We start from the raw sequence: 25,759 nt of genomic DNA on the forward strand, positions 1-25,759 counted from the left end.
TTCGTGCCGCTCTCCAAGACCGGCGCCGAGCTCTTGTTCGAACTGATCTCGCAGCGCTATGAGCGCGGGTCCACGCTGATCACCAGCAATCTGCCATTCGATGAATGGACCGAAACCTTCGGCGCCGAACGCCTGACCGGCGCTCTCCTCGACAGGCTGACACACCACGTCAACATTCTCGAGATGAACGGCGACAGCTATCGCCTTAGCCAAAGCCGCGCCCGAAAGGCCCGAGCCACCACCTGATCACACCTTGCAGAATTGGCCCTCCGGGCCAATGCGCCATGGCACGTGCCAGCTATTTGGGGAGCGCACGCGCCATGGCGCTTGGTGCCCCACCACTGGCCTGGTTTTGCGCCGCCAAGTGGCCGGTTTTGTCTCCGCCGTTGACACGCAAGGAGGGGATCAAGCGCGACGCCGAGGTGCAGATGCTGGAGGATGTGATCTGCTTCACCTTCCTGCGTTGGTATTTCGCGCCCTTCGCGCCGACGCAGGACGCGGCCAAGCTCGACCGCATCGTCGAAAAGACCGCGCGCAAGATGTCGGCGGATGCGCGCGCCCGCGCGCTGGCCGAGTTCGATTTGCCAGAGTCGTTTGCCCGTCATTTCAGCGTTTGAAACTGCGTCCTCACGTGCCGCAAAAGGTGTGCTGAACCACTTCCGACGGCATCGGTGGGCGTCTTAGCTCCGCCGCGTCGGGCTGATCCTCGAACGGCTTTGAGAGAACATGAATAAGACGCTCCAAGGGTTTGAAATCGCCAGAAATACCGGCTTCGATCAATTCTTCGATGCGGTGGTTTCGCGGAATGAAAGCGGGGTTTGCGGCGCGCATCACCGCCGTCGGGTCCGCCTCGCGCGCCAGCCGCGCACGCCAGCCGGTTTCCCATGTGTCAAACGCCACCGGGTCGAGGAACTGATCGCGCGCGCCGCCCGTCGCCAGCGCGCGGAAGGTGTTGGTGAAATCCGCCCGCCCCTCGGCCATGCGCGCCAGAAGATCGCCCACAAGCGCGGCATCCCCCGGCCCCGGCTCGGCAATGCCGATCTTTCGCCCGAAGGCGCGTTGCCATTCGGCCTCGATCCGGTCGGGCATGGCGTGGACAAGGGCGGTGAACTCCTCCACCGCCGCATCCGCGTCGGGCATGAGCGGCACAAGGGCCGTGGCGAATTGCGCCATGTTCCACACGATCACATGGGCCTGATTGTCATAGGCATAGCGGCCATGCGCGTCGATCGAGCTATAGACCGTCTGCGGGTGGTAGGTATCCATGAAGGCGCAGGGGCCGTAGTCGATCGTCTCGCCCGAAATGGCGGTATTGTCGGTATTCATCACCCCGTGGATGAACCCCACCGAGAGCCAGCGCGCCACCAGCCGCGCCTGCCGCCCGATCACCTCGGACAGAAGATGCGCGGGATCCTCGACATGGGGATAATGCCGCGCGACGGTGTAGTCATAGAGCGCGCGCAGGCTTGCCAGATCGCGCCGCGCGGCGAAATACTGGAAGGTGCCGACGCGGATATGGCTGGCCGCGACCCGCGTGAGCACAGCGCCCGGCAGCGCGCCCGCCTCGCGCCAGACCGGCTCGCCGGTGGCGACGGCCGCGAGCGCGCGGGTGGTCGGGATGCCAAGCGCGTGCATTGCCTCGGATACCACATATTCGCGCAGCACGGGGCCGAGCCAGGCGCGCCCGTCCCCCATCCGGCTATAGGGGGTGGGGCCCGAGCCCTTGAGCTGGATGTCGCGGCGCTGGCCTTTGCTGTCCACCACCTCGCCCAGAAGCAGCGCGCGCCCGTCGCCAAGCTGCGGCGAGAAGCCGCCGAACTGGTGCCCGGCATAGACCTGCGCCAGCGGGGCCGCGCCCTCGGGGGCCTCGTTGCCGGAAAAGACCCGCGCCAGCGTGTCCGCGTCGCCGATGGTGATGCCCAACTCTTCGGCAAGCGCCGCGTTGAAACGGATGAGGCGGGGCGCGCGCACCGCTGCCGCCGCTTGCCGCGTGTGGAACGCTGCGGGCAGGCGGGCATAGCTGTTGTCGAACGGGATGGCGAGTGGCACGCGGGACCTCCTCTAGGTATGTCCTTAAGGTAGACCTTAGTGGCCGGGGTGCAAGCCGCGCGTCACGCCTCGCGACCCGCCGCCTTGAGCCGCGCGTGAAGCGCCCTGGCCTCGGCCACGGGGGCGCGCACGCGGCTCAGATCGGTTGGCGGGGTCATGTCGCACCTCTCGGCTTCGGGGTCCGCCGTCAGGTTTGCCCCGCAGGCCCCGCGCCGCGCGCCCGCAAGCGACACGGGCGTGGCCCTCCCGCGACATGCGCGCGGATTTTGCGCCGGTCAGATCCCGCGCGACATGGCCGCGACCCCGGTGCGCGCCATCTCGTGAAGGCCGAGCGGGCGCATGAGATCGGCGAAAGCGTCGATCTTTTCCGGCCCGCCGGTAATCTCGAAGACAAAGCTGGTGAGCGTGCTGTCCACCACCTTGGCACGGAAGATATCCGCCAGCCGCAGCGCCTCGACGCGCTTGTCACCCTCGCTGGCCACCTTCAGCAGCGCCAGTTCGCGCTCGACGCTCGCCCCTTCGACGGTCAGGTCATGGACCTCGTGGACCGGCACGATTCGGCCTAGCTGCGCCTTGATCTGCTCGATCACCTGCGGGGTGCCGGTGGTGACGATGGTGATGCGGGACGTGTGGCCGGTATGGTTCACCTCGGCCACGGTCAGGCTGTCGATATTGTAGCCCCGCCCCGAGAAGAGGCCGATCACGCGGGCGAGCACGCCCGGCTCGTTATCGACGATCACGGCAAGGGTATGGGTCTCCTGCACATCCGAGAAATTGGGCCGCAGGTTATAGGCGGAATGCTTGGACGAGCCTTTTTTGATTTTCAGCGGGGACATTCTTTCAATCCTTGTTGGAGGCAGTGTTGTTCCGGAATTTTCAAAAAATTCCGGAACGTTTTCTTTTCAAGAAAACGGGGTCACACCAGCACCGCCCCGCCTGCCTTGATGGCGTCCTTGGTCGAGGCTTCGCCAAGCAGCATCTTGTTATGCGGCTCGCCCGAGGGGATCATCGGAAAGCAGTTCTCGTGCTTTTCCACCAGACAATCGAAGATCACCGGCCCGTCATGGGCCAGCATCTCCATGATCGCGTCATCGAGATCGGCGGGGTCCTTGCAGAGGATGCCCTTCGCCCCGAACGCCTCGGCCAGTTTCACGAAATCGGGCAGTGCCTCGGACCACGACGACGAATAGCGCTCGCCATGCAGGAGTTCCTGCCATTGCCGCACCATGCCAAGCCGCTCGTTGTTGAGGATGAACTGCTTGACCGGCAGGCGGTATTGGATCGCCGTGCCCATTTCCTGCATGTTCATCAGCCACGACGCCTCACCCGCGACATTGATCACAAGCGCCTCCGGGTGCGCGATCTGCACGCCGATCGAGGCCGGAAAGCCGTAACCCATGGTGCCGAGACCGCCCGAGGTCATCCAGCGGTTGGGGTCCTCGAAGCCCAGATATTGCGCCGCCCACATCTGGTGCTGGCCCACCTCGGTGCAGATATAGCGGTCATGCCCCTTGGTCAGCGCCTCCAGCCGTGCCAGCGCATATTGGGGCCGGATCACCGGGCCGGATTGCTTGAACTTGAGGCAATCCACCTTGCGCCAGTCCTCGATCCGCTCCCACCACCTGGCAATGCCCTCGGCATTGACCTTGCGCCCGCGCGCCTTCCAGACCGCGAGCAGGTCCTCAAGCACATGCGCGATGTCGCCGATGATCGGAAGGTCGGTCTTGATCACCTTGTTGATCGAGGAGGGGTCGATATCGATATGGGCCTTGATGCTGTCGGGGCTGAACGCATCCAGCCGCCCGGTGATACGGTCGTCGAACCGCGCGCCGATATTGATCATGAGATCACAGCCATGCATGGCCATGTTGGCCTCATAAAGGCCGTGCATCCCCAGCATCCCGAGCCAGTGCTTTCCGCTTGCCGGATAGGCCCCGAGACCCATCAGGGTGGAGGTGATCGGGATGCCCGTCGCCTCGACCAGTTCGCGCAGAAGCCGGCTTGCGGCGGGGCCCGAATTGATCACGCCGCCGCCGGTGTAGAAGATCGGGCGCTTGGCCTTCTCGATGGCCGCGACAAGATCGGTGATGCCCTCGATATCGCCCTTGACCTGCGGCTGATAGTGATGCGTGCGGGCCTTCTGAGGCGGCGTGTAGTCGGCACTGGCGAATTGCACATCCTTGGGGATGTCGATCAGCACCGGACCCGGGCGGCCCGAGGTGGCGACGTGAAACGCCTGATGCAGCGTGTCCGACAGGTTTTTCGTATCCGAGACCAGCCAGTTATGCTTGGTGCAGGGCCGCGTGATGCCGACGGTGTCTGCCTCCTGAAAGGCGTCTGTGCCGATCATGAAGGTGGGCACCTGTCCCGTGAGAACGACAAGCGGGATGCTGTCCATCAACGCATCCGTGAGGCCGGTGACGGCATTGGTGGCGCCGGGGCCCGAGGTCACCAGCACGACGCCGGGCTTGCCGGTGGAGCGGGCATAGCCTTCGGCGGCGTGCACGGCGGCCTGTTCGTGGCGCACGAGGATGTGGCGGATGTCGTTTTGCTGGAAAATCTCGTCATAGATCGGAAGCACGGCACCGCCGGGATAGCCGAATACGACCTCCACGCCCTGATCCCTGAGGGCCTGAACCACCATTTTCGCGCCGCTCATCTGACGTGTCATCGTTCTTGCTCCGTATATGGCGTCATCGTGATACGCATTAAAAAGCCCCCGGTCCTGTGGCGGGGGCGCATGGGGTGCCGATATGGTGTTTCCGTTACCGGCCCACGCGCCATTTGCCTACGATAAGGACAATCCCCGACATGGACCGCCGACTCCCTTGCTGCGTGGCGGCGACATTAGGAGGGGGGGCAGGGGGCGTCAAGCAGGGTTTGTGGATAAAATGTCGCGCGATTGCCAAATTCTTTTCATTTGTTGCGCGAAACGGCCCTCTGGCGTCATTCGTCCCGCTGCGCCGCCGCGAGAAATGCCGTGATCCGTGCGGTATCCTTGACGCCCGGTGCGGATTCGACGCCCGAGGACACATCGACCTGCCGTGCGCCGGTGCGGGCGATGGCATGGGCCACGTTTTCGGGGGTAAGGCCGCCCGCGAGCAGCCAGGGGCAGGGCCAGTCCACATCCGAGATGAGCGACCAGTCGAAGGCGGCGGCATTGCCGCCGGGGCGGGTTGCGCCCTTGGGGGGCTTGGCGTCCACCAGAAGCTGATCGGCCACCGCGCCGTAGGTTCCGATCAGCGCCAGATCCCCGGCCCCCGCGATGCCGATGGCCTTGATCACCGGCAGGCCATGGCGCGCGCGCACCTCGCGCACGCGCTCGGGGGACTCGCTGCCGTGAAGTTGCAGGAAATCCACCGGCACTTTGGCGCAGAGCGCATCGAGTGCCGCATCGTCCGCATCCACCGTCAGCGCCACCTTGGCCACGCCGGGCGGCACGTCGAGCGCAAGCGCGCGCGCGGCGGGTAGCGACAGGCTGCGCGGTGAGGGCGGGAAGAACACAAAGCCGACATAGGCAGCCCCACCTGCCACGGCGGCAGCGACATGCGCGGCCTCGGTGAGGCCGCAGACCTTGACACGGATTGCGGGCATGGGCGCGTCAGCTTGCCTTGTCGAGCAGGGCGAGCACCTCGTCGCTGTCCCGCTCGCGTTCGCCGCGCAGGCGCGTGACCTCGGCGCGCAGGCTGGCCAGTTCGCGGGCCTGACGGGCGGCAGCGGCGCGTTCGCCTGCCTCGCGGATCCATTCCCAGATGAAGCCCACGATGAGACCGAAGGCGATGCCGCCGAAGATCACCACGAAAAGCGGCAGGTCATAGGTCGGGTTGAGCGCGGCAAAGCCCGCAAGCTCGTCGGGCAGCACCCGCAGCGTGACCATGTTGCGATTGGCCAGCGCGATCAGCACGAGGGCAAGGCCGAAGATGGCGATCGAGGCGTAGCGGATATAGCGCATGGATCAGTGCCCGTTGAGCCGGTCGCGCAGAAGCTTGCCGGTCTTGAAGAAGGGGACGTGCTTTTCCTCGACCTCGACGCTCTCGCCGGTGCGGGGATTGCGGCCGGTGCGCGCATCGCGCTTCTTGACCGAAAAGGCCCCGAAGCCGCGCAGTTCGACCCGGTCTCCCCGGGCGAGCGCGTCGGTGATCTCGGTGAAGATGGTGTTCACGATCTTCTCGACATCGCGCTGATAGAGATGCGGGTTATCATCGGCGATTTTCTGTATAAGTTCCGACCGGATCATTCGGCGGCTCCCCCTCGGCGTGGCTTGGCAGACAGCTTTATTCTGCGCGACTATAGCCAGAATGGCGCGAAACCCAAATGGAAAGCTGGGGGCAAAGCGCGGGAAAGGCGGAAAATTTCCGGCAGGCGCGGCGGCAAACGCGATCAAGGCGCATCCGCGACCGGCGGCGTGGGATGCAACCGGGGGCCGAGCGGGCCGATTCGCTGCGCGCCGATGGACATTCGGGCGATGGCGCATCATGCTGTATCCGGTCGGGCAGAGGGGCGGCGCGTGGCGCGAAAGATCATCATCGACACCGATCCGGGGCAGGATGATGCCCTGGCGATCCTTCTGGCGCTGGCCTCGGGCGAGGCGCTCGAGGTGCTGGGCCTGACCTGTGTGGCGGGCAACGTGCCGCTCGGCCTGACCACCCGCAACGCGCGGCGGATCTGCGAACTGGCCGGGCGGCGGGATGTGCCGGTGATGGCGGGCTGCGACCGGCCCATGGGGCGCGATCTGGTCACCGCAGAGCATGTGCATGGAGAGGACGGGTTGCGGGGCGTGGACCTGCCCGCGCCGACCATGCCGCTTGATTCGCGCCACGCGGTCGATTTCCTGATCGAGACCCTGCGGGAGGCCGCACCGGGCACGGTGACGCTGGTGGCACTTGCCCCGCTCACCAATCTCGCCACGGCGTTTCGGCGCGCGCCCGACATCGTGGCGCGGGTGGCCGACATCGTGCTCATGGGGGGCGCGCATCGCGCGCTTGGCAATGTCACCCCGGTGGCGGAATTCAACATCCATGTGGACCCGCAGGCCGCCGATATCGTGCTCTGCGCGGGTGCGCCCGTGACCATCGTGCCGCTCGACGTGACCCACAAGGCGCTGGTCACGCCCGCGCGCAACGCCGCCTTTGCCGCGCTCCGCACGCGGGTGGGGCAGGTGGCGGCGGCGCTGAGCAGGCCGACGGGACGCGAGAGCGCGCGCCATGGCGGGCTGGGCGCGCCGCTGCATGATCCCTGCACGATCGGCTGGTTGCTGGCACCGGACCTCTTTGCCGCGCGTGAGGTCAATGTCATGGTCGAGACCGGATCGGAGCTGACCATGGGCATGACGGTGATGGACTGGTGGGGGGTGACGGGCCGGGCGGCCAATGCGCGCGTGCTGCATGACATCGACGCGGACGGATTCTTTGATCTCCTGACCGCAGGTCTGGCGCGGCTATGACGGCCCTGACGCTGGCACGGCCCGACGATCTCGACCGGCTCTTGCCGATGGTGCTGGCGCGCGAGGGCGAGCGGGGAGGGACGACCGAGCAGGGTGCGCTCTCCGCAGCGCTCATGCCGCTGCTGGAGGGCAGCCCGCATGGCGCGGCCTATCTCATCGGGCCGCCGCGCGCGCCCATCGGCTATGTGCTCCTGTCCTTTGGCTGGTCGGTGGCCGCAGGCGGACTGGTGGGCCGGATCGAGACGCTGCATGTGCGCCGCGCCGTGCGCGGGCGCGGCATCGGTGCCGAGGTGCTGGTCAGCCTGCCGCGCGCGCTGGCGGGGGCGGGGCTGAAATCGCTTGATGTGGCGGTGGCGCGCGAGGATGCGCGGGCGCGTGCCCTTTTCGGGCGGCGGCACTTCGTGGCAGAGGACGATACGGTTGTGATGCGCCTCGAGCTTGGTCAGGCGCGGCGCGACCGATAGCCCTGCCGCGCGCGCGTTCCGGCGATTGCCGAGGCCGCGCCGATGTGTCAGAAGCGTCCTCAAGGTGACAACAAGACATGAGGTCGGCCGATGACCGATTATGCCGCGCGGCGCACCATGATGGTGGATACACAGATCCGCCCTTCTGATGTGACAAAGTTCCCGATCATCGACGCCATGCTGCGCGTCCCGCGCGAGGCGTTCGTGCCCGCGCGCCTGCGCGAGGCGGCCTATCTGGGCGAAAACCTCGATCTGGGCGAGGGCCGCGTGATGCTGGAGCCGCGCACTCTGGCCAAGATGCTTGACGCGCTCGCGGTCGAGGGCGACGATCTGGTGCTCGATATCGGCCCGATGCAGGGCTATTCGGCGGCGGTGATCGCGCGCATGGCCGAGGCGGTCGTCGGGTTGGAAGAGGACGCCGCCCTCGTCGAGGAGGCACAGCGCCTGCTGGTCGAGACAGGTGCCGACAATGTGGTGATGGTCGCGGGAACGCTGGCCGAGGGCGCGCCGGATCACGGACCCTATGACGTTATCGTGTTGGAAGGTGCTGTGGAACATCTGCCCGAGGCAATCACCGATCAGCTCAAGGAGGGCGGACGCATAGCCTGTCTCTTCTCGGAGGGTGTGCTTGGCGTGGTGCGGATCGGTTACAAGATCGACGGTCAGATGACATGGCGGCACGGGTTCAATGCCGGTGCGCCGGTTTTGCCGGGTTTCGAGAAACGGGCAGCGTTCACGCTGTGAGCGGCAGGGGTGCAGGAGGCGCGGTGATGGCGGGGCTGACCGGGATGACGAGGCGGATGGGTGCGCTTGCGCTGGCAGGGTTGGTTCTGCTGGCCCCGGCAACGGTGCTTCGCGCCGAGACACTGGCCGATGCGCTCAAGGATGCCTATCTCAACAGCGGTCTTCTGGATCAGAACCGCGCCCTGTTGCGCGCCGCCGACGAGGATGTGGCGCAGGCCGTTGCGGCGCTGCGCCCGATCATCGACTGGAGCACCGATATCACGCGCAATTTCAGCCGCGTGCGCTCGGGCTCGTCCAACACCTTCAACCCGGGGGCGAACGGCACCGCCGAGACCACCGCCAATATCGGCCTCACCGGCTCGCTCCTGCTCTATGATTTCGGGCGCAGCGATTTCCTGACCGAGGCGACAAAGGAGACGGTTCTTGCCACCCGCGAGACGCTGCGCAGTGTCGAACAGCAGGTGCTTCTGATCGCCGTGCAGGCCTATATGAACGTCATCCGCAACCGCGAATTCGTCGATCTGCGCCGCAACAACCTGCGGCTTTTGCAGGAGGAATTGCGCGCGGCCAACGACCGGTTCGAAGTGGGCGAGGTGACGCGCACCGATGTCTCGCAGGCCGAGGCGGCGGTGGCTCTGGCGCAAAGCGGTCTGGCCGTGGCGGAGGGCGATCTGACCCGTGCGGTCGAAGAATTCCGCGAGGCGGTGGGGCGCGCGCCGGGCGACTTGCGCGCGCCGGGAGATCTGCCGTCACTGGGAAGCGATGTGGACGGCGCGAAGGCCGCTGCGGAGCGTCGCCACCCCGATGTTCTCGGGGCGCAGCGCAACGTGACTGTGGCCGAACTCAATATCAACGCGGCGGCGGCGGCCAGGTTGCCGCAGGTCAACCTGATCGGGCGGCTTGGGGCAACGAACGAATTGACCGGCTCGGGCTTTTCGCGCTCGGGCAGTGTCGGGGTGGAATTGCGAGGGCCGATCTATCAGGGCGGACGGATCAGTTCGCTGGAGCGGCAGGCGCGCGCGCAGCGCGATGCACAGCTTGCGCGGCTTCACCTGGCCGGGCTTCAGGTGAAGCAGGATGTGGGCAACGGCTTTGCCAACCTGCGCGCCGCACGCGCCTCGCGCACGGCCAATATCGAGGCGGTACGGGCCGCACGGGTCGCCTTCGAGGGCACGCGGGAGGAGGCGATGCTGGGCGCGCGCACGACGCTGGACGTGCTTGATTCAGAGCAGAACCTGCTTGATGCGCAGGCCAATCTCATTTCGGCCAATGCCGATGTGGTGATTGCGGCCTATTCGGTGCTGGCGGCGATCGGAGAGTTGACGGTGACGGATCTGAACCTTGGCGTGCAGACCTATGATCCGGCGGCCTATTACGATCTGGTCAAGACCGCGCCGGTGCCGATCAGCCCTCAGGGCCAGCAACTCGACCGGGTGCTGCGCGCGCTCGGAAAACAGTGAAAACTTTCTGAAACGGTTGTGCGGGCCGCGTCTCGCGGGTAAACTTTTCCGTGAGCAGACAAGAGGGCAGGCATGTCGGACCCCGTGACGAATGTCGATATCGAGGATGTTCTGGCATCCATCCGGCGGCTTGTGTCCGGCGGATCAGAGCAGGAGCGCGCTGCACCCTCGCGCAACGAGGCCGCCGAGCGGCTGGTGCTGACCCCCGCGCTGCGCATCGACGAAGGGGACGCGCCGCAGAAGGACGTTTTCGCGGCGGAGCCGGTCGTGACGAATGACGACCTGCACAAGTCCGGCGATCTGCCCGACGATCTGCCCGAGACAGAGACAGAGACAGAGAGCGAGGCCGGGACCGGGTTCGAGACGGAAGCCGGGAGCGCGGCCGAGGCAGAGGCAGAGACGGCAAGCGACGAGGCGGCCACGACTGAAGCTGCGGCGTCCCCGGACCGGACGGCCCAGTCTGCAGACATGTGGGAACCGGACGGCGATGACGAGGACGCGTTTTCCGATGCGTCCGAGGCCCCGAGGCTTGAATGGCGCGATGCCGATCCGGAGTTTGCGCCCGAGGCGGTCTCCTTTGATCCTGACGAGATGGCGGCGGATGATCTGGCCTCTGAAAGCTTCGCCCGCAGTTGGGATGCCGAAGACGAGGCCGTCGCCGCACCGTTCGAGCTTGACGAGGCGGTGATCGACGAGGAGGCGCTGCGCGATCTGGTGGCCGAGATCGTCCGGCAGGAGCTGATGGGCACGCTTGGCGAACGCATCACCCGCAACGTGCGCAAGCTGGTGCGCCGCGAGATTCACCGCGCGCTGACCTCTCAGGATTTCGACTGAACCGGCGGCGCGGCCAGCGATAGCAGCCGGTCGAGGTCCATCCAGTGCTCCAGATGGCGGGCGAGCGCGTCGAGCGTGCTCTCCACGGTCGTCTCGTAGAGCAGATCCGAGACCGCATCGAGATCGGCGAGATAGGCCGCGCGAAAGGCGTCCTCGGCAAACAGCCCGTGCAGATAGGTGCCCTGAATGCGCCCGTCGGGGGATTGCGCGCCCTCGATCCGGTCGCCGACATTGAGCCAGCCGCGCGCGCAATCGGGGCCGGTCGTCTCGCCCAGATGGATCTCATAGCCGCGCACCCCGGTGCCCGAGGCCGTGTGGCGTGCCTCGGTAAACCCTAGCCGCTTGCGCGGGCGCAGCACCGTCTCCACATCGAGATGACCAAGCCCCGTGACCGTGCCGGGTGGCCCCTCGATCCCGTCCGGGTCAGAGATGGACCGGCCCAACATCTGATAGCCGCCACAGACCCCCAGCACCCGGCCCTTGCGCCGGATATGGGCGGCAAGGTCGATATCCCAGCCATTGGCGCGAAACGTCGCCAGATCGGCGATGGTGCACTTGCTGCCCAAGAGCAGGATCAGATCGGCCGTGGCGGGCAGTGGCCTGCCTGCGGGCACGATCTCGACCGTCAGATCAGGCTCGTTCCCGAGCGGCGTAAGATCGTCGAAATTGGAGATCATGCCCAGGTGCGGCACCGCGATATGCCGCGCCCCGTGGCGCGTGATGCTGGTCAGGTCCTGCACATCCTCGGGCGGCAGGCGCCAGGCATGATCGAACCACGGCACCACCCCAAGCGAGGGCCAGCCGGTCAGATCGGCAATCGCCCGCTCGCCATCGCGGAAAAGCGCGATCTCGCCACGGAACTTGTTGACCGCAAAGCCCCGGATCATCGCGGCGTCCTCGGGGTCGATCACGGTTTTCGTGCCCACGATCTGCGCGATCACGCCGCCCCGGTCGATATCGCCCACAAGCACAACCGGCACGCCTGCCGCGCGCGCAAATCCCATATTGGCGATGTCGCCCGCACGCAGGTTGATCTCGGCAGGGCTGCCCGCGCCCTCGACAAGCACCAGATCGGCGGTGCGGCTGAGGCGATGGAAGCTGTCCAGCACCGCGCCCAGAAGGCGGGGCTTCTCATGCGTGTAATCCCGGGCGCCAAGGCTGCCCACGGGATGCCCCTGCACGATGACCTGCGCGCCGCGCGCGCCCTCGGGCTTGAGCAGGACGGGATTCATGTCGGTATGCGGGGCGCGGCCTGCGGCGCGCGCCTGAAGCGCCTGCGCGCGCCCGATCTCGCCGCCATCGCTGGTGACGGCGGCATTGTTGGACATGTTCTGCGGCTTGAACGGCGCGACCGAAAGACCCCGGAGAGAGAAAGCGCGCGCCAGCCCCGCAACCAGCATCGACTTGCCCACGTTGGAGCCGGTGCCCTGGATCATGATCGCGCGCGTCATCGCCCCCCCGCCAAAGCGAAGGCCCCGCCGCAGGCGACGGGGCCGGACATCTCGGTCAGCGGTCTCGCGCTCAGGCGGCCTCGGCCTCGGCCTGTGCTGCGGCGTGGCGACGCTCGCTTTCCTCGCGCGAGAGCGCGACGGAGGTGCGCACGCCCTTGGCGACGAATTCCATCAGCCCCTTGACGACGCGCTCGTTCGGGTCGATCCCGGCACAGCTCAGCACTTCGCGCCCGTCACGCGAGCGCGCCCAACGGGCGATCTGTTCCGGACCGTTGCCATATTTCTTGTCGTCGGAAATGGCATCATCCAGTGCGGCCAGCACCACGGCCGCGAAAAGTTTGCGCGCACGGTTGCCCTGTTCGGCATTGAACGCCGCGCCGTCAACGAAATCCTTCATTGTTCGTCCTGTTCTTATTGCTCTTGCGTTTCAGGCATCCGGGCGGTTATGACCGGTTTTATTCGATTCGGATAGGCCGCAAATGCATAACATCTATGCAAAATGCGCATGGCTCTGGCGATCCGAAAACGAAATATGGTTGTCTTGCCACCCTGCACCCCGCGAGATATAGGAACGGGCAACATCATATCAACCTTTTGTCACGGTTTGGCCCAATGCCCAAGATCAACGGAAACGAGATTCGCCCCGGTAACGTGCTGGAGCATAACGGCCATCTCTGGGCCGCGGTAAAGGTCGATCACGTCAAGCCCGGCAAGGGCGGTGCCTTTGCCCAGGTCGAGATGAAGAACCTGCGCAACGGCACCAAGCTCAACGAGCGGTTCCGCAGCGCCGACAAGGTGGAGCGCGTGCGCCTCGAGCAGAAGGACCAGCAGTTTCTCTACGAGGAGAACGGCAAGCTGGTGTTCATGGATACCGAGACCTATGAGCAGATCGAACTGCCCGCCGATCTGCTGGGCGAGCGGCGCCCCTTTCTTCAGGACGGCATGACCATCACCGTGGAATTCCACGAGAGCGAGGCGCTCCATGCCAGCCTGCCGCAAAAGGTGGTGTGCCGCATTGTCGAGACCGAGCCGGTGGTCAAGGGCCAGACCGCGGCCAACAGCTTCAAGCCTGCGATCCTTGATAATGGCGTGAAGGTCATGGTGCCGCCCTTCGTGGGGCCCGACGAGGCGATCGTCGTCAACACCGAGACCATGGAATATTCCGAGCGCGCCTGAGCGCGCTCAGCACCCCAGCGGATCGACCCGCGCCGCGCCCGCGCTCATGCCGGGGGTGGCGCGGTCATGGCGCAGATACGCGATGCCGCGCCCGCCCGCCTGGGTATAGAGAACGCCCGCGCTCTTGCCATCCGCGGTGGTGATCTCGCTGCCCACGGGGGCCGCGCCATGGACAGCCACCAGCGCCAGACCCTTTTTGAGCTCGGTCTTGTGCTTCATGCGCGCCGTGACCTCCTGACCGACATAACAGCCCTTGCGGAAATCGACGCCGCCCAACCGCTCGAACCCGGCTTCGAGGATATAGGTCTCGGGCGTCAGCTCCACGCCCGTTTCCGGGATGAGCTGGGCCACGCGGATGCGGTCGAAATCGGTGCCGTCGGTGCCATCCGCATCGCCATAAAGCCGCCAGCCCAGATCGGCGTGGCGCGGATCGGGCAGGGCGCCCTCGGGCGCGGGGCCGGTGCCACGCCGGACCTTGCGGTCCGTCTCGGCAATGCCCACGTCCGCGCGCAGTTTATAGAGCGAGAGGCGCTGCATCAGCGACGGTGCAAGACCCTCGGCCACGTCGAGCCAGATCGCCCCGCCCCGGCGCAGAAGGAAGAAATCGGCCAGATACTTGCCCTGAGGCGTGAGCAGCGCGGCATAGACAAGACCGTGATCAAGCCGTCTGACATCGTTGGTGATCAGCCCTTGCAGAAAGGTTTCGGCATCGCTGCCGGTGATTTCGAGGATTGTCCGCGCCATGCCCGTTCCCTTGTGCCGTCGCGTCCAATATAGGCAAAGCGGACGCGGGCAACAGGGGGGACAGGCGATGCGCGCCGCGCTTTCGGTGGTGATTCCGACGCTCAACGCGGGGCGGGGCCTGCCCGAATGTTTCGCGGCGCTGTTCGAGGGGGTGCGGGACGGGCTGATCCGAGAGGTGGTGGTCAGCGATGGCGGCTCGACCGACGAGACCCGTCTCATGGCCGAGGCGGCGGGGGCGGTGATCGTGACCGGCGCGCCGTCGCGCGGGGGGCAATTGCGGCGCGGGGCCGGGGTGGCGCGGGGTGAGTGGCTGCTTTTCCTGCACGCCGACACGGTGCTGCCCGAGGGGTGGGCCGAGGGCGCGCGCGCGCATATGGCGCGGGGCGGGGCTGCGGCCTTTAGTCTGACGTTCGACGCGGGCGGGCTCGCCCCGCGTCTTGTGGCGGGGTGGGCCAACCTGCGCTCGGGTCTCTTCGGCCTGCCCTATGGCGATCAGGGGTTGCTCATCGCGCGCGCCGACTATGACCGCGCGGGCGGCCATGCCGATATTCCGCTGATGGAGGATGTGGCGCTGGCGCGCGCACTCGGGGGTCGCATCACGCTTTTGCCGCTGGCGGTGCGCACCTCGGCGGCGCGGTTCGAGCGCGAGGGCTGGCTGCGGCGCGGGGCACGGAACCTCTGGCTGCTCTTGCGCTATCTGTGCGGCGCGGACCCTGTGCGGCTGGCGGAGCGGTATCGGCGGGGGTAGCGGGCGATTTTATGAAAGGCCAAAGCGGTTTGCGCGTCGGGACTGGCCTGGTGCTGCCCGTGACGTATTCCCCCGCGCGGCTGAGCACTCTATGTCGAACGTCCGCATCGGTCCGGAAACGCCCCCCTTGCGTCAGCCTGTTTGCGTCTTGGCCAGACTTGCGGGATAGTCGGGCCAAGGGCGCTGAGTCCCTCAGGCCAGCGCGCAACTGAACCAAGGAGCAAGCCATGCGATTTGAAGCGCCACGCAGCGTGGAAGAGGCGGTGACGGCCCTGGCCGGTCAGACGGGGGCGCATGTTCTGGCGGGCGGCACCGATCTGTTGGTCAAGCTGCGGTCGGAGATGATCGAGCCGGAACTGATCGTGGATATCAAGCGCATCAAGGGAGTGCGCGAGATTGCGGCTGAAAAGGGCGGCTGGCGCATCGGGGCCGCGGTGTCGGGTGCCGAGATGGGCGAGCACGCGGGGCTTGTCGCGGATTGGCCCGGCGTGGTCGAGGCGGCGGGGCTTATCGGCTCGACGCAGGTGCAGGGGCGCGCCACTCTGGCGGGGAACCTCTGCAACGCTTCGCCTGCCGCCGATTCGGTGCCCGCGATGGTCGCCGCCGGTGCCGTGGCGCGGATCGTGGGGCCCGAGGGCACGCGCGATCTGGCGGTGATCGACGTCCCAAAAGGGCCGGGCAAGACCGCGCTGGCGCGGGGCGAGTTCATCGTCTCGATCTTCCTGCCCGCGAAGGCGCCGCGCTCGGGCGATGCCTATCTGCGCTTCATCCCGCGCACCGAGATGGATATCGCGGTGGTGGGCTGCGGCATTTCGCTGAGCCTTGACGAGGCGGACCGGGTGACGGCGGCGCGGGTGGCGCTTGGCGCGGTCGGGCCCAAGGTCATTCTGGTCGAGGCGGCAGCCGAGGCCATCAAGCGCCGGGTTCTGGACGAGGCGGCGCTGGCGGATCTGGCGGCGGCCTGCTCGAAGGCCGCGACACCGATAGATGACAAGCGCGGCACGGTCGATTTCCGCCGCCACGTGGCGGGCGTTCTGGCCCGCCGCGCGGCGGTGATCGCCGCGGCGCGCGCGAAAGGAGACAAGGCATGAGCCGGATACATGTGACAACCACGATCAACGGCGACGCGACGGAATTTTTGTGCGAGGCCGAGGCGACGCTGCTCGATGTGCTGCGCGACGAACTGGGCCTGACGGGCACCAAGGAGGGCTGCGGCACCGGCGATTGCGGGGCGTGCTCGGTCACCGTCGACGGGCGGCTTGTGTGTTCCTGCCTGATGCTGGGGGCCGAGGCCGAGGGCCGCGAGATCACCACCATCGAGGGCATGGCCACGGGCGAGCGGCTGCATCCGCTCCAGAAGAAATTCATCGAGATGGCGGCGCTGCAATGCGGCATCTGCACGCCGGGTATCCTCGTGGCGGCAAAGTCGCTCTTGGAGCGCAACCCCGACCCAAGCGAGGAAGAGGTGCGCTATTGGCTGGCGGGGAACCTCTGCCGCTGCACCGGGTATGACAAGATCATCCGCGCCGTGATGGAAACGGCGGCGGACATGCGGAGGGCATCGTGATGGCGCTTGATGACAGCAATAAAACCCGCGTTTTCAAGGTGGTGGGCACGCGCCCCGACCGGCCCGACGGCATCGACAAGGTGACGGGGCGCGCGCGGTTCGGCGCGGACATGGTGGCGCCGGGGATGCTGACGGGGCGCATCCTGCGCTCGCCTCATGCCCATGCGCGGATCCTGCGGATTGATGCGTCGAAGGCCGAGGCGCTGCCCGGCGTCAAGGCGGTGGTGACGCGCGCGGATTTCGGCGACGTGCCGGATCATGTCGCCGATATCATGGAGAACTGCATGGCGGGCGAGAAGGCGCTTTACGATGGTCACGCCATTGCCGCCGTGGCCGCCATTTCGCCCGCCGTGGCGCGGCAGGCGCTGCGGCTGATCGAGGTGGAGTATGATGTTCTGCCGCATGTGACCGACGTGGACGAAGCCATGAAGCCCGACGCACCGGTGCTCCACGAGGGGCGGCAGCAAGAAACCGTGCCGCCGGGCATGTCCCAGAACGTGATCGCGCGTTCTGAATTCGGCCATGGCGATATCGAGGCAGGGCTGAAACAGGCCGACCGCGTGCTGGAGCGGACCTATCGCACGGCGGCCACCCATCAGGGCTATATCGAGCCGCATGCCTGTCTGGCGACGATGAGCGCGGATGGGCAGGGCGATCTCTGGGTCTGCACGCAAGGGCATTACATGGTGCGCAACACCTGCGCTGCCATTCTGGGGCTGGAACAGGGACAGTTGCGCGTGACGGCCAGCGAAATCGGCGGAGGCTTTGGTGGCAAGACCACCGTTTTCCTCGAGCCGGTGGCGCTGATGCTGGCGAAGAAATCCGGGCGTCCGGTCAAGATGGTGATGAGCCGATCCGAGGTGCTGCGCGCGACGGGGCCGACCTCGTCCACCTCCATCGACGTGAAAATCGGCATGAGGAAAGACGGCAAGATCACCGCCGCCTATGCCGAATTGCGCTATCAGGGCGGGGCCTGGCCCGGCTCGCCGGTCAATATGGGGGCAATGTCGGGCTTTGCGCCCTATGATCTGGAAAACGTCAAGACCGTGGGCTGGGACGTGGTCACCAACCGCCCCAAGGCCGCGGCCTACCGCGCCCCCGGCGCGCCGATGGCGGCCTTTGCGATTGAAAGCGCGATTGACGAATTGGCCAAGGGTTTTGGCCTCGACCCGCTGGCGGTGCGGCTGATGAACGGCGCGGATGAGGGCACGAAATCCTCTTACGGGCCGACCTATCCCGCCATCGGCCTCAAGGCGACGCTGGAGGCGGCGCATAAGCATCCGCATTGGACAGCACCTTTGGGGAAAAATCAGGGTCGGGGGGTTGCCTGCGGGTTCTGGTTCAACTTCGGCGGCGATACCTGTGTGAGCCTCAACGTGACGCCCGATGGCACGGTCACGGTTTCCGAGGGCAACCCCGATATCGGCGGCTCGCGCGCGTCGATGACGATGATGGCCGCCGAGGAACTGGGCATTCCCTACGATCAGGTGCGCACCATCATCGCCGATACCGGGTCGCTCGGGCAGAACGAGGTGACGGACGGCTCTCGCGTGACCTTTGCCGTGGGGCTGGCCACGATTGAGGCGGCGCGCTCTGCCAAGCGCGAAATGTGCCGCCGCGCGGCCATGATCTGGGGCATCGACGAGCAGGCCGTGGAATGGGAGGACGGGGCCGCACGCCCCGCCGGTCCCAATGCCGGGAAATTCCCGCCTATGACCATCAAGGAAATCGCCGCCGTGGCCTCCAATACCGGCGGGCCGATTGCAGGCCACCACGAGGTGACCGCCGAAGGCGCGGGCGTCAGCTTCGCCACCCATATGGTCGATGTCGAGGTGGACCCCGACACCGGCGCGACCAAGATCCTGCGCTACACGGTGTTCCAGGACGCAGGCAAGGCGGTGCATCCGTCCTATGTCGAAGGGCAGTTTCAGGGCGGGGCCGTGCAGGGAATCGGCTGGGCGCTCAACGAGGAATACATCTACGGCGAGGATGGCATCCTGCAAAACGCGGGCTTCCTCGATTACCGGATTCCCGTGGCCTCTGACCTGCCGATGATCGACACGGTGATTCTGGAAATCCCCAATCCCGGCCATCCCTACGGCGTGCGCGGCGTGGGCGAGACCTCCATCGTGCCGCCCTTGGCGGCGGTGGCCAATGCCGTTTCAGAGGCGGCAGGGGTGCGGATGACGCAATTGCCGATGTCGCCGCCGCGCGTGCTGGCGGCGATCCAAGCGGGGGGCTGATGGTCAAGGTGCTGCTCTGGGGGTCGCTTGCCGATCTGGCAGGCGGCGCGCGCGAGGTGGAGGTGGAGGCCGACACCCTGCGCGCGCTGCTCGACGGTCTGGCGCGCGATCACCCCGGATTGCGGTCTGAGTTGTCGCGCGGCATCTCGGTCTCCATCGACGGGCGCATCTACAACGATAGCTGGTTCACGCCGATCACCCCCGAGAGCGAGGTGGTGCTTTTGAAGCGATTGCAGGGCGGATGAGGGCAGGGCCACCCATCCTGTCGGGCGGCTGGAGCGGGTGAAGGGAATCGAACCCTCGTATTCAGCTTGGGAAGCTGCTGCTCTACCATTGAGCTACACCCGCATTCTCCTTGCAGATACCACCACGGGCCCGCAGGCTTCAAGCCGAAAGTGTGGCCATTTGCATCGCGCGGGGACTCGTCTATACCGGCGTCGGGCGGGAAATTGAAAGCAAAGGGCAGGTATGCAGACCATCACCACCACCGAGGCACTTGCCGCGTTCTGCGCGGCGGCGCGCGGGCACGATTATGTCACCGTCGATACCGAGTTCCTGCGCGAGCGGACCTATTATTCCAAGCTGTGCCTCGTGCAACTGGCCATGCCCGGCAAGGGCGATGAGGGTGCGGTGCTGGTCGATCCGATTGCGGGCGGTGCGGCGCTGTCGCTTGAGCCGCTCTACGAGCTTTTCCGCGATCCGAACGTGGTCAAGGTGTTCCATGCCGCGCGGCAGGATCTTGAGATATTCCAGGTGGATGCGGGCGTGATCCCGGCGCCGCTTTTTGATACGCAGGTGGCCGCGATGGTCTGCGGCTTCGGCGAGCAGGCAGGCTACGAGACGCTGGTCAAGCGCATCGCCAAGGGCACGGTGGACAAAAGCTCCCGGTTCACGGACTGGTCGCGCCGCCCGCTCACCGAGGCGCAGATGGTCTATGCCCTGGCCGATGTGACGCATCTGCGCCAGATCTACGAATTCCTTGCCCGCAAGATCGAGAGCACGGGGCGCACGAAATGGGTGGCCGAGGAAATGGCCGTGCTGACCAACCCCGAGACCTATCGCACCGATCCCGATGAGGCGTGGCGCCGCGTCAAGACCCGCAACACTGCGCCGAAATTCCTTGCCATCCTGCGCGAGTTGGCGCGGTTCCGCGAAACCTATGCGCAGGCGCGCGACGTGCCGAGGAGCCGCGTCTGCAAGGATGACGCGCTTCTGGAACTGGCCGCGACCAAGCCGCAGACGCTCGACGATCTGGGCCGCTCGCGGCTTCTGCTGCGCGAGGCGCGCAAGGGCGAGATCGCCGAGGGGATCCTTGCCGCCGTGAAGGCGGCGCTGGCCTGCCCGCCCGAGGCCCTGCCGCGCGTCGAGGACGAGGCGCGGGCCCCGGCCAATCCGGCGATTGCCGACATGCTGCGCGTGCTTCTGAAGGCGCGCAGCGAGGCGTCCGGCGTGGCGTCCAAGCTGATTGCCAGCGCCGCCGATCTGGACCATCTGGCCGCAGGCGGGCGCGATGTGGCGGCACTTTCGGGTTGGCGGCGCGATGTGTTCGGTGCCGACGCGCTCCGGCTTTGCGCGGGCGAGGTGGGGCTGGTGGTGCGCGGCGACACGGTCGAGGCCGTGCCGCTCTAACTTATTGATTTCGCATGTTCGAGAAGCTCAAAACCGGTTCCCACTTTTGAGCAACATGCATGGGCGCGTCAGAGGCGGATCACCTGCTCGTTCTGCCCGCCGCGCACGCGGATTTCGCGCGCGCCCCTGAGCTTCTGGCGCGAGATGAACACCGCTGCCAGAATCCTGCGCGCGCGCTCGGGTCCCTGCGGGGTATCCTCGGGCTGTTCGGCGCGAAGCTCATAGCCGATCACGCCGTCGATCGCCTCGCCCTCGGGATTGTCGGGGATGAGGCGCACGCCGAACGCGCCCTCGCGCAATGTCAGCCCCTCGACCCGAAGCAGCATGCCGCCCGAGGCGGGTTTGAGTTCGGCATTGGTGATCGCCGCGACCGGGGTGCCCGTATAGGGCGGATCACGCCGACGGCGCTGCATCGAGGCGAAGATGCCTTCGTCTTCGTCGCGCTCGGGAATCAGGGGGTTGGTGTTCGCGGCCTCTGCCTCGGCGGCGCGGCGCGTGCGTCGGCCAGAGAAGAGGCCGCGACGGCGCGGACGCTCACGGCCTGCGCCGCATCCCGCCAGAACGCCCGCCGCCGCAAGCCCAAGAAAAACCCGTCGCTTCATGCCCGATGCCCTCATCACGATCCGTGACTTGCCTACCCTATGGCCGCGCGGTTGAAAAGATGCAAGCGAGGGCTGGACCTGCCGCGACCCCGGCCTTAGGTCTTGCCCGACAGAGCGGGAGAGCGGCATGGCAAGCGAGGCCTTCGAAGAGATCGTGGCGGATTTCGAGTTTCTGGACGATTGGGAAGACCGCTATCGCTATGTGATCGACAAGGGCCGCGACATGGTCCCGCTGGACGATGCGCTCAAGGTGCCCGCCACCAAGGTCGAGGGTTGCGCCAGTCAGGTCTGGCTGCATCCACGCATCGAGGACGGGCGGTTTTCGTTCGACGGCGACAGCGACGCAATGATCGTGCGCGGCCTCATCGCGGTGCTGCGCGCGCTTTATAATGATGTGCCGCTGGCAGAGGTGGGCCGTGTCGACGCGCAGGCGGAACTCGCGCGGCTCGGGCTGGACGAGCATCTTTCGGCGCAGCGCTCCAACGGGGTGCGGGCAATGATCGGGCGCATCCGGGCGGTGGCGGCGGAGGCGGTGTAGGAAAATTCGTGCCGGTCCAGTGGGCTGCCTCTTGAGAACGGTAACGCAAAGTTCAAATACTTGGTGGGAAGAACAGGTTAATTTTTCCCGTAGATGGAGGGGGATGATGACCGCAAGCGACACGACGGCGGAATTGCGCGCCTTTCTCAAACCCTATACGCGCAAAAGCGACCTGCGCGGGGCCGCGTCCTTTCTGGGCACGCTGGCCGTCTATGGCGCGGCGCTTGGTCTCGGGGCCTGGGCGGTGGCGGGCGGATATTGGGGTGTCGTGGTGGTCTGTGCCGTGCTTCTGGCCTTCGCCTCGGTGCGGCTTTACGTGTTGCAGCACGATTGCGGGCATCATTCGCTGTTTGAAACCCGCTGGCTCAACGATGCGGCGGGGCATGTGCTGTCGCTTTTCTCGCTCACGCCCTACCGGGTGATGCAATACAATCACAATCAGCACCACGCCTATCTCGGCAATCTCGACCACCGCGAGACGACCGAGATCTACACCATGACGGTGCGCGAATGGCAGGCGGCCCCGTGGTATCGGCGGCTGTGGTACAGGCTCTATCGCAACCCGCTGGTGATGCTGCCCGTGGGGTCGGTCTATACCTATTTCCTCGCCTATCGCTGGCCGCGCAATACCGCGCGGGTGGGGGCGCTGGGCGTGATCGCGCATAATGTGGCGCTGGGGCTTTCCCTGCTGGCGGTCTGGGCGCTGCTAGGGGCGGGCGCGCTGGTGCTGGTGTTGGCCAGCGCCGCGCTCGGGGGGGTGATCGGCGTGTTCATGGTCTATCTTCAGCACAATTTCGAAGAGACCTATTGGGACCGCAAGCCGGAGCTCGATTTCCGCAAGGCAACGCTGGTGGGGTCAAGCTCGCTCGATCTGGGGTGGCTCTGGGATCTGGGCTCGGGCAATATCGCCTACCACGACCTGCACCATTACAATCCGGGCATTCCGTCCTACAATCTGCGTCGCTGTCAGAATGACCTGCCCGATCACCTCAAAAGCCACGAGCCGATCCGCTGGCCCGAGGCGTTGCGCAGTTTCTCCCTCAAGCTCTGGGATGAGCAGCAGGGGCGTCTGGTGCCGTTTCCGCGCGCGCATCGGACAGAGACCATCGCGGCAGAGTAGGGATCAGGCAAGGCTGAGCATCCCGTCATCCGCGCCCATCCGGTCGCGCAGCCGCTCCAGCCCGCGCTCGCGCAACTGGCGCACCCGCTCGCGCGAGATGCCGTGGATCGCCGCCAGATCGTTGAGGGTGAGCGGCGGGTCTTGCAAGACATTGGCGACCACGATGCGCCGCTCGCGCTCGGGCAGCGCATGGAAATGGCGGATCATCCCGGCGCGCAGGCGGGCGCGCGCCTCGGTTTCGGCATAGGCCGCCTCGGTATCGGTGTTCGGATCGGGCAGAAGCTCGAGCGCCTCGTTGCCCTCTTCGGTCACCGGCGCATTGAGCGAGGCGTCGCCATGGCCGAAAAGCGCCCGCATCTCGGTCAGCGTGTCGGGCGTGGTGCCAAGCGCACGGGCGATGCGGGCATCGCGGTCTTGCGCGCTCTCGCCGGGATGGGGCGGCATGGTTTCCTCGATGGCGCCAAGCTGAAAGAAGGCCTGCCGCGCCCGCGCCGAGCGCCCGCGCCGCACCAGCGACCAGTTGAGCATCCGGTAATCCTGCAATTCGGCGCGAATCCACCAGACAGCATAGGTGGCGAACCGGATGCCGCGATCCGGTTCGAACCGGTCCACCGCGCGCATGAGCCCGATAAAGGCCTGCTGCATGAGGTCGGGATCGGCCTGCGAGCGGGTGCGGGTAAAGCGCGCGACCATGGCGTGCGCCAGCGGCTCGAAGGCGGTCACAAGCCGGTTGCGCGCCGCCACGTCACCCGTCTCGCGCCAGGCGCGGGCCAGCCGCGCCTCCTCTTCCTGCGACAGAAGGGCAGGGCTGGACCGGCGCGGGCGGCGCTGACGGTCGGGGGGGAAGTAGGGTTTGTTCATGGCGGGGCTGCGCTGGTTATGGTTTCGAATCGAAACTATCTGCGCCGCGCGCTCTGGTCAAACCAATTTCGTTTCGCTATTATAATCCCATGGTGCACGAGACCCAACCCGACCCCGCGACCCTGGCCGAACTTCTGCTGCATGTGGCGCGCGCGAGCCATGCGGAGGAGGCGGGCGGGGCGCAGATGACGGCGGCGCAATGGACCGCACTGCGGTTTTTCGCGCGCGCCAATCGCACCTCGCGCACGCCCTCTGCCTTTGCCAGTTTCCAGGCGACGACGCGCGGCACCGCCTCGCAGACCCTCAAGACGCTGGAGGCGCGGGGCCTCTTGGCGCGGCGGCGCTGCGCGAATGACGGGCGCAGCGTGCTCTTTGACGTGACAGAAGCAGGGCACATGGTGCTTGCTCATGACCCGCTGCGGCACCTGAGCCGCGCCATCGGCGGGCTGGCCCCGGCGGAGCGGGATGCGCTTGGACGGCTCTTGCCCGATCTCGTGGCGCGGCTGGCAGAGATGCGCGGGGCCGAGGGAATCGGGACCTGCGGTAGCTGCACCCATTACGAGGAGCGCGGCCAGGGCGGCTATTGCGCCTGCGTGGCGATGAGCCTTGCGCCGTTCGAGATCGGCCAGCTTTGCACCCGCCACAGCCCGCGCCCGGCATTGGCAAGCGGGTAGGGGGGCTGTCTGCCCCCCGCCGCCCCTGCGGGCGGCCCCCCCGAGGATATTTTCGGCCAGAAGAGGCTCAGGCGAGGGTGCCCGCGGCGCTCAGATGGGTCTTGCCGCCGAGATAGGGGATGAGCGCGTCGGGCAGGCGCACCGAGCCGTCGGCCTGCTGGCCGTTCTCCAGCACCGCGATCAGGCAGCGCCCGACCGCGAGACCCGAGCCGTTGAGCGTGTGGACGAATTCGGGTTTGCCGCCGCCTTGCGGTTTGAACCTTGCGTTCATGCGGCGGGCCTGGAAATCGCCGCAGACCGAGACCGAGGAAATCTCGCGGTAGGTGTTCTGCCCCGGCAGCCAGACCTCGATATCATGGGTGCGGCGTGCGCCAAAGCCCATGTCGCCGGTGCAGAGCACGATGGTGCGATAGGGCAGGCCAAGCCGCTCGAGGATGCCCTCGGCGCAGCCGGTCATGCGGTCCAATTCGGCGCGGCTCTCGTCGGGGTGGGTGATCGAGACCATCTCGACCTTTTCGAACTGGTGCTGGCGCAGCATGCCCGCCGTGTCGCGCCCCGCCGATCCGGCCTCGGAGCGGAAGCATTGGGTATGGGCCACCATGCGGCGCGGAAGGCTCGATTCCTCCACCGTCTCGCCATTGACGAGATTGGTCAGCGTCACCTCCGCCGTGGGCACCAGCCACCAGCCATTGGTGGTCTCATAGCTGTCCTCGCCGAATTTGGGCAACTGCCCGGTGCCCTGCATCATCTCGGGGCGCACCAGCACCGGCGTCCATGTCTCGGTGAGGCCGTTCTCGGTGATATGGGTGTCGAGCATGAATTGCGCCAGCGCCCGGTGAAGGCGCGCCACCGCGCCCGAAAGCACGACGAAGCGCGCGCCGGAAAGTTTCGCGGCGGCCTCGAAATCCATGCCTGCGGTGACGGCGGGCAACTCGTAATGCTCTTTCGGGCGGAAATCGAACGTGGCGGGTGTGCCCCAGCGGCGCAATTCCACGTTGCCGGTCTCGTCCGCGCCATCGGGCACATCGTCATGGGGCAGGTTGGGGATCGCCATGAGCCTGTCGGTCAGTTGCACATCAAGATCGCGCGCCTGCGTCTGCAGGGCCGCGACCTCGGCCTTTTTCTCGGCCACCAGCGCGCGCAGGCGCTCGAATTCGGCCTCGTCGCCGCGGGCCTTGGCGGCACCTGCGTCCTTGCTGGCACGGTTCTGCTCGGCCTGTGCGCTCTCGGCGGCGTGGATGCGGGCGCGCCGCGCCTCGTCAAGCGCTAGGATGTCGTCCGAGACCGGCGCAAGACCGCGCCGCGAGAGGGCGGCGTCGAAAGCGGCGGCATTGTCGCGGATCGCGCGGATATCGTGCATGGGGCTGGTCCTCGGCTCGGATGAATCGTCACGCCGCGTGATAAACCAGATT

General features: G+C 66.6%; 29 protein-coding genes, 1 tRNA gene and 1 pseudogene. 17 read left to right on the forward strand and 14 right to left on the reverse strand.

Annotated elements, in window-relative coordinates; genetic code table 11:
• Both ABIE57_RS17970 and ABIE57_RS17975 read left to right on the forward strand, forming a co-directional pair.
• The coding region (locus ABIE57_RS17970; RefSeq protein ID WP_354540414.1) for an ATP-binding protein at nucleotides 1-246 on the forward strand (246 nt) is incomplete at its 5' end.
• Between the two features lie 140 nt (nucleotides 247-386).
• Nucleotides 387-617 (forward strand): annotated as a pseudogene (locus tag ABIE57_RS17975) (DUF4202 family protein); the annotation flags it as partial.
• 10 nt (nucleotides 618-627) lie between these two features.
• Here the strand turns inward: ABIE57_RS17975 and ABIE57_RS17980 are convergent.
• The 7 genes from ABIE57_RS17980 to ihfB all read right to left on the reverse strand — a co-directional run bounded on the left by ABIE57_RS17980 (nucleotide 628) and on the right by ihfB (nucleotide 6,286).
• A complete protein-coding gene (locus ABIE57_RS17980) occupies nucleotides 628-2,049 on the reverse strand; it encodes a protein adenylyltransferase SelO (RefSeq protein WP_354540415.1) in 1,422 nt (473 codons plus the stop codon).
• A 62-nt stretch (nucleotides 2,050-2,111) separates the two neighbouring features.
• Entirely contained in the window at nucleotides 2,112-2,282 is a 171-nt protein-coding gene (locus ABIE57_RS17985) for a hypothetical protein (RefSeq protein ID WP_354540416.1), read from the reverse strand.
• 42 nt (nucleotides 2,283-2,324) lie between these two features.
• The gene (gene ilvN / locus ABIE57_RS17990; protein ID WP_354540417.1) at nucleotides 2,325-2,885 is read right to left on the reverse strand and encodes an acetolactate synthase small subunit; all 561 of its coding nucleotides are present in this window, start codon (nucleotides 2,883-2,885) and stop codon (nucleotides 2,325-2,327) included.
• An 80-nt stretch (nucleotides 2,886-2,965) separates the two neighbouring features.
• Nucleotides 2,966-4,720: an acetolactate synthase 3 large subunit gene (locus tag ABIE57_RS17995; protein ID WP_354540418.1), complete on the reverse strand. Its 1,755-nt coding sequence runs from the start codon at nucleotides 4,718-4,720 to the stop codon at nucleotides 2,966-2,968.
• Nucleotides 4,721-4,995: 275 nt separating this feature from the next.
• Complete coding sequence (locus tag ABIE57_RS18000) at nucleotides 4,996-5,643, reverse strand: phosphoribosylanthranilate isomerase (RefSeq protein ID WP_354540419.1); 648 nt, start codon at nucleotides 5,641-5,643, stop codon at nucleotides 4,996-4,998.
• A gap of 7 nt (nucleotides 5,644-5,650) precedes the next feature.
• Entirely contained in the window at nucleotides 5,651-6,001 is a 351-nt protein-coding gene (locus ABIE57_RS18005; RefSeq protein ID WP_354540420.1) for a DUF1049 domain-containing protein, read from the reverse strand.
• Nucleotides 6,002-6,004: 3 nt separating this feature from the next.
• Entirely contained in the window at nucleotides 6,005-6,286 is a 282-nt protein-coding gene (gene ihfB, locus ABIE57_RS18010; RefSeq protein WP_354540456.1) for an integration host factor subunit beta, read from the reverse strand.
• A 228-nt stretch (nucleotides 6,287-6,514) separates the two neighbouring features.
• Here ihfB and ABIE57_RS18015 point away from each other — a divergent pair, with 228 nt between their 5' ends.
• The 5 genes from ABIE57_RS18015 (at nucleotide 6,515) to ABIE57_RS18035 (ending at nucleotide 10,994) form a co-directional block, all read left to right on the forward strand.
• On the forward strand, nucleotides 6,515-7,492 hold the full coding sequence (locus ABIE57_RS18015; protein ID WP_354540421.1) for a nucleoside hydrolase: 978 nt from the start codon (nucleotides 6,515-6,517) through the stop codon (nucleotides 7,490-7,492).
• A complete protein-coding gene (locus ABIE57_RS18020; RefSeq protein WP_354540422.1) occupies nucleotides 7,489-7,956 on the forward strand; it encodes a GNAT family N-acetyltransferase in 468 nt (155 codons plus the stop codon). Before ABIE57_RS18015 ends, ABIE57_RS18020 begins: the two co-directional genes overlap by 4 nt.
• Before the next feature lie 90 nt (nucleotides 7,957-8,046).
• Entirely contained in the window at nucleotides 8,047-8,700 is a 654-nt protein-coding gene (locus tag ABIE57_RS18025) for a protein-L-isoaspartate O-methyltransferase family protein (protein ID WP_354540423.1), read from the forward strand.
• Nucleotides 8,701-8,726: 26 nt separating this feature from the next.
• Entirely contained in the window at nucleotides 8,727-10,160 is a 1,434-nt protein-coding gene (locus ABIE57_RS18030) for a TolC family outer membrane protein (protein ID WP_354540424.1), read from the forward strand.
• Between the two features lie 72 nt (nucleotides 10,161-10,232).
• Complete coding sequence (locus ABIE57_RS18035; RefSeq protein WP_354540425.1) at nucleotides 10,233-10,994, forward strand: hypothetical protein; 762 nt, start codon at nucleotides 10,233-10,235, stop codon at nucleotides 10,992-10,994.
• Here ABIE57_RS18035 and ABIE57_RS18040 read toward each other — a convergent pair.
• Both ABIE57_RS18040 and ABIE57_RS18045 read right to left on the reverse strand, forming a co-directional pair.
• Nucleotides 10,979-12,445 (reverse strand): cobyric acid synthase, encoded by a 1,467-nt coding sequence (locus tag ABIE57_RS18040; RefSeq protein ID WP_354540426.1) that lies wholly within the window; start codon nucleotides 12,443-12,445, stop codon nucleotides 10,979-10,981. The two genes, ABIE57_RS18035 and ABIE57_RS18040, sit on opposite strands and share 16 nt — an antisense overlap.
• A 70-nt stretch (nucleotides 12,446-12,515) precedes the next feature.
• Nucleotides 12,516-12,842: a DUF6280 family protein gene (locus ABIE57_RS18045; protein WP_354540427.1), complete on the reverse strand. Its 327-nt coding sequence runs from the start codon at nucleotides 12,840-12,842 to the stop codon at nucleotides 12,516-12,518.
• Nucleotides 12,843-13,057: 215 nt separating this feature from the next.
• On the opposite strand from ABIE57_RS18045, the gene efp reads away from it, so the two are divergent.
• Entirely contained in the window at nucleotides 13,058-13,621 is a 564-nt protein-coding gene (efp, locus tag ABIE57_RS18050; protein ID WP_354540428.1) for an elongation factor P, read from the forward strand.
• 6 nt (nucleotides 13,622-13,627) lie between these two features.
• Here the strand turns inward: efp and ygfZ are convergent, their stop codons facing one another.
• Complete coding sequence (gene ygfZ, locus ABIE57_RS18055; protein WP_354540429.1) at nucleotides 13,628-14,365, reverse strand: CAF17-like 4Fe-4S cluster assembly/insertion protein YgfZ; 738 nt, start codon at nucleotides 14,363-14,365, stop codon at nucleotides 13,628-13,630.
• A gap of 67 nt (nucleotides 14,366-14,432) precedes the next feature.
• Between ygfZ and ABIE57_RS18060 the strand changes: the two genes are divergently transcribed.
• The 5 genes from ABIE57_RS18060 to ABIE57_RS18080 all read left to right on the forward strand — a co-directional run bounded on the left by ABIE57_RS18060 (nucleotide 14,433) and on the right by ABIE57_RS18080 (nucleotide 19,168).
• A complete protein-coding gene (locus ABIE57_RS18060; protein WP_354540430.1) occupies nucleotides 14,433-15,113 on the forward strand; it encodes a TIGR04283 family arsenosugar biosynthesis glycosyltransferase in 681 nt (226 codons plus the stop codon).
• Between the two features lie 227 nt (nucleotides 15,114-15,340).
• Nucleotides 15,341-16,204, forward strand: a complete 864-nt coding sequence (locus ABIE57_RS18065; RefSeq protein ID WP_354540431.1) for an FAD binding domain-containing protein — start codon at nucleotides 15,341-15,343, stop codon at nucleotides 16,202-16,204.
• Nucleotides 16,201-16,680 (forward strand): (2Fe-2S)-binding protein, encoded by a 480-nt coding sequence (locus ABIE57_RS18070; protein WP_354540432.1) that lies wholly within the window; start codon nucleotides 16,201-16,203, stop codon nucleotides 16,678-16,680. The genes ABIE57_RS18065 and ABIE57_RS18070 overlap by 4 nt, the downstream gene beginning before the upstream one ends.
• Nucleotides 16,680-18,923: a xanthine dehydrogenase family protein molybdopterin-binding subunit gene (locus tag ABIE57_RS18075; RefSeq protein WP_354540457.1), complete on the forward strand. Its 2,244-nt coding sequence runs from the start codon at nucleotides 16,680-16,682 to the stop codon at nucleotides 18,921-18,923. The genes ABIE57_RS18070 and ABIE57_RS18075 overlap by 1 nt, the downstream gene beginning before the upstream one ends.
• Nucleotides 18,923-19,168, forward strand: coding sequence for a MoaD/ThiS family protein (locus tag ABIE57_RS18080; RefSeq protein WP_354540433.1), 246 nt, complete (start codon nucleotides 18,923-18,925; stop codon nucleotides 19,166-19,168). The genes ABIE57_RS18075 and ABIE57_RS18080 overlap by 1 nt, the downstream gene beginning before the upstream one ends.
• A 29-nt stretch (nucleotides 19,169-19,197) precedes the next feature.
• On the opposite strand, the gene ABIE57_RS18085 is transcribed toward ABIE57_RS18080, so the two are convergent.
• Nucleotides 19,198-19,271 (reverse strand) — tRNA-Gly (locus tag ABIE57_RS18085).
• 120 nt (nucleotides 19,272-19,391) lie between these two features.
• Between ABIE57_RS18085 and rnd the strand changes: the two genes are divergently transcribed.
• Complete coding sequence (gene rnd / locus ABIE57_RS18090; RefSeq protein WP_354540434.1) at nucleotides 19,392-20,552, forward strand: ribonuclease D; 1,161 nt, start codon at nucleotides 19,392-19,394, stop codon at nucleotides 20,550-20,552.
• 68 nt (nucleotides 20,553-20,620) lie between these two features.
• On the opposite strand, the gene ABIE57_RS18095 is transcribed toward rnd, so the two are convergent.
• A complete protein-coding gene (locus ABIE57_RS18095; protein WP_354540435.1) occupies nucleotides 20,621-21,154 on the reverse strand; it encodes a hypothetical protein in 534 nt (177 codons plus the stop codon).
• Between the two features lie 127 nt (nucleotides 21,155-21,281).
• On the opposite strand from ABIE57_RS18095, the gene ABIE57_RS18100 reads away from it, so the two are divergent.
• Nucleotides 21,282-21,692, forward strand: a complete 411-nt coding sequence (locus ABIE57_RS18100) for a SufE family protein (protein ID WP_354540436.1) — start codon at nucleotides 21,282-21,284, stop codon at nucleotides 21,690-21,692.
• Between the two features lie 106 nt (nucleotides 21,693-21,798).
• Nucleotides 21,799-22,812, forward strand: coding sequence for a fatty acid desaturase (locus tag ABIE57_RS18105; protein WP_354540437.1), 1,014 nt, complete (start codon nucleotides 21,799-21,801; stop codon nucleotides 22,810-22,812).
• A 3-nt stretch (nucleotides 22,813-22,815) separates the two neighbouring features.
• On the opposite strand, the gene ABIE57_RS18110 is transcribed toward ABIE57_RS18105, so the two are convergent.
• Entirely contained in the window at nucleotides 22,816-23,673 is an 858-nt protein-coding gene (locus tag ABIE57_RS18110) for a sigma-70 family RNA polymerase sigma factor (RefSeq protein ID WP_354540438.1), read from the reverse strand.
• Nucleotides 23,674-23,762: 89 nt separating this feature from the next.
• Between ABIE57_RS18110 and ABIE57_RS18115 the strand changes: the two genes are divergently transcribed.
• Entirely contained in the window at nucleotides 23,763-24,347 is a 585-nt protein-coding gene (locus tag ABIE57_RS18115; protein ID WP_354540440.1) for a MarR family winged helix-turn-helix transcriptional regulator, read from the forward strand.
• A gap of 67 nt (nucleotides 24,348-24,414) precedes the next feature.
• On the opposite strand, the gene serS is transcribed toward ABIE57_RS18115, so the two are convergent.
• A complete protein-coding gene (gene serS, locus ABIE57_RS18120) occupies nucleotides 24,415-25,707 on the reverse strand; it encodes a serine--tRNA ligase (RefSeq protein WP_354540441.1) in 1,293 nt (430 codons plus the stop codon).
• Nucleotides 25,708-25,759 lie beyond the last annotated feature (52 nt).

It is taken from the genome of Roseovarius sp. MBR-6, from assembly GCF_040547525.1.
Taxonomy (GTDB): Bacteria; Pseudomonadota; Alphaproteobacteria; order Rhodobacterales; family Rhodobacteraceae; genus Roseovarius.

What these genes read in the sequence shown, in the direction of transcription:
- ABIE57_RS18100 (WP_354540436.1), top strand. Translation starts at nt 21,282, where the DNA reads ATGGCAAGCGAGGCCTTCGAAGAGATCGTGGCGGATTTCGAGTTTCTG.
- ihfB (WP_354540456.1), bottom strand. Translation starts at nt 6,286, where the DNA reads ATGATCCGGTCGGAACTTATACAGAAAATCGCCGATGATAACCCGCAT.
- ABIE57_RS18060 (WP_354540430.1), top strand. Translation starts at nt 14,433, where the DNA reads ATGCGCGCCGCGCTTTCGGTGGTGATTCCGACGCTCAACGCGGGGCGG.
- ABIE57_RS18035 (WP_354540425.1), top strand. Translation starts at nt 10,233, where the DNA reads ATGTCGGACCCCGTGACGAATGTCGATATCGAGGATGTTCTGGCATCC.
- efp (WP_354540428.1), top strand. Translation starts at nt 13,058, where the DNA reads ATGCCCAAGATCAACGGAAACGAGATTCGCCCCGGTAACGTGCTGGAG.
- ABIE57_RS18115 (WP_354540440.1), top strand. Translation starts at nt 23,763, where the DNA reads ATGGTGCACGAGACCCAACCCGACCCCGCGACCCTGGCCGAACTTCTG.
- rnd (WP_354540434.1), top strand. Translation starts at nt 19,392, where the DNA reads ATGCAGACCATCACCACCACCGAGGCACTTGCCGCGTTCTGCGCGGCG.
- ygfZ (WP_354540429.1), bottom strand. Translation starts at nt 14,365, where the DNA reads ATGGCGCGGACAATCCTCGAAATCACCGGCAGCGATGCCGAAACCTTT.
- ABIE57_RS18025 (WP_354540423.1), top strand. Translation starts at nt 8,047, where the DNA reads ATGACCGATTATGCCGCGCGGCGCACCATGATGGTGGATACACAGATC.
- serS (WP_354540441.1), bottom strand. Translation starts at nt 25,707, where the DNA reads ATGCACGATATCCGCGCGATCCGCGACAATGCCGCCGCTTTCGACGCC.
- ABIE57_RS18080 (WP_354540433.1), top strand. Translation starts at nt 18,923, where the DNA reads ATGGTCAAGGTGCTGCTCTGGGGGTCGCTTGCCGATCTGGCAGGCGGC.
- ABIE57_RS18040 (WP_354540426.1), bottom strand. Translation starts at nt 12,445, where the DNA reads ATGACGCGCGCGATCATGATCCAGGGCACCGGCTCCAACGTGGGCAAG.
- ABIE57_RS18065 (WP_354540431.1), top strand. Translation starts at nt 15,341, where the DNA reads ATGCGATTTGAAGCGCCACGCAGCGTGGAAGAGGCGGTGACGGCCCTG.
- ABIE57_RS18070 (WP_354540432.1), top strand. Translation starts at nt 16,201, where the DNA reads ATGAGCCGGATACATGTGACAACCACGATCAACGGCGACGCGACGGAA.
- ABIE57_RS18000 (WP_354540419.1), bottom strand. Translation starts at nt 5,643, where the DNA reads ATGCCCGCAATCCGTGTCAAGGTCTGCGGCCTCACCGAGGCCGCGCAT.
- ABIE57_RS18015 (WP_354540421.1), top strand. Translation starts at nt 6,515, where the DNA reads ATGGCGCATCATGCTGTATCCGGTCGGGCAGAGGGGCGGCGCGTGGCG.
- ABIE57_RS18075 (WP_354540457.1), top strand. Translation starts at nt 16,680, where the DNA reads ATGGCGCTTGATGACAGCAATAAAACCCGCGTTTTCAAGGTGGTGGGC.
- ABIE57_RS18005 (WP_354540420.1), bottom strand. Translation starts at nt 6,001, where the DNA reads ATGCGCTATATCCGCTACGCCTCGATCGCCATCTTCGGCCTTGCCCTC.
- ABIE57_RS17995 (WP_354540418.1), bottom strand. Translation starts at nt 4,720, where the DNA reads ATGACACGTCAGATGAGCGGCGCGAAAATGGTGGTTCAGGCCCTCAGG.
- ABIE57_RS18095 (WP_354540435.1), bottom strand. Translation starts at nt 21,154, where the DNA reads ATGAAGCGACGGGTTTTTCTTGGGCTTGCGGCGGCGGGCGTTCTGGCG.
- ABIE57_RS18020 (WP_354540422.1), top strand. Translation starts at nt 7,489, where the DNA reads ATGACGGCCCTGACGCTGGCACGGCCCGACGATCTCGACCGGCTCTTG.
- ABIE57_RS18045 (WP_354540427.1), bottom strand. Translation starts at nt 12,842, where the DNA reads ATGAAGGATTTCGTTGACGGCGCGGCGTTCAATGCCGAACAGGGCAAC.
- ilvN (WP_354540417.1), bottom strand. Translation starts at nt 2,885, where the DNA reads ATGTCCCCGCTGAAAATCAAAAAAGGCTCGTCCAAGCATTCCGCCTAT.
- ABIE57_RS18105 (WP_354540437.1), top strand. Translation starts at nt 21,799, where the DNA reads ATGACCGCAAGCGACACGACGGCGGAATTGCGCGCCTTTCTCAAACCC.
- ABIE57_RS18110 (WP_354540438.1), bottom strand. Translation starts at nt 23,673, where the DNA reads ATGAACAAACCCTACTTCCCCCCCGACCGTCAGCGCCGCCCGCGCCGG.
- ABIE57_RS18030 (WP_354540424.1), top strand. Translation starts at nt 8,727, where the DNA reads ATGGCGGGGCTGACCGGGATGACGAGGCGGATGGGTGCGCTTGCGCTG.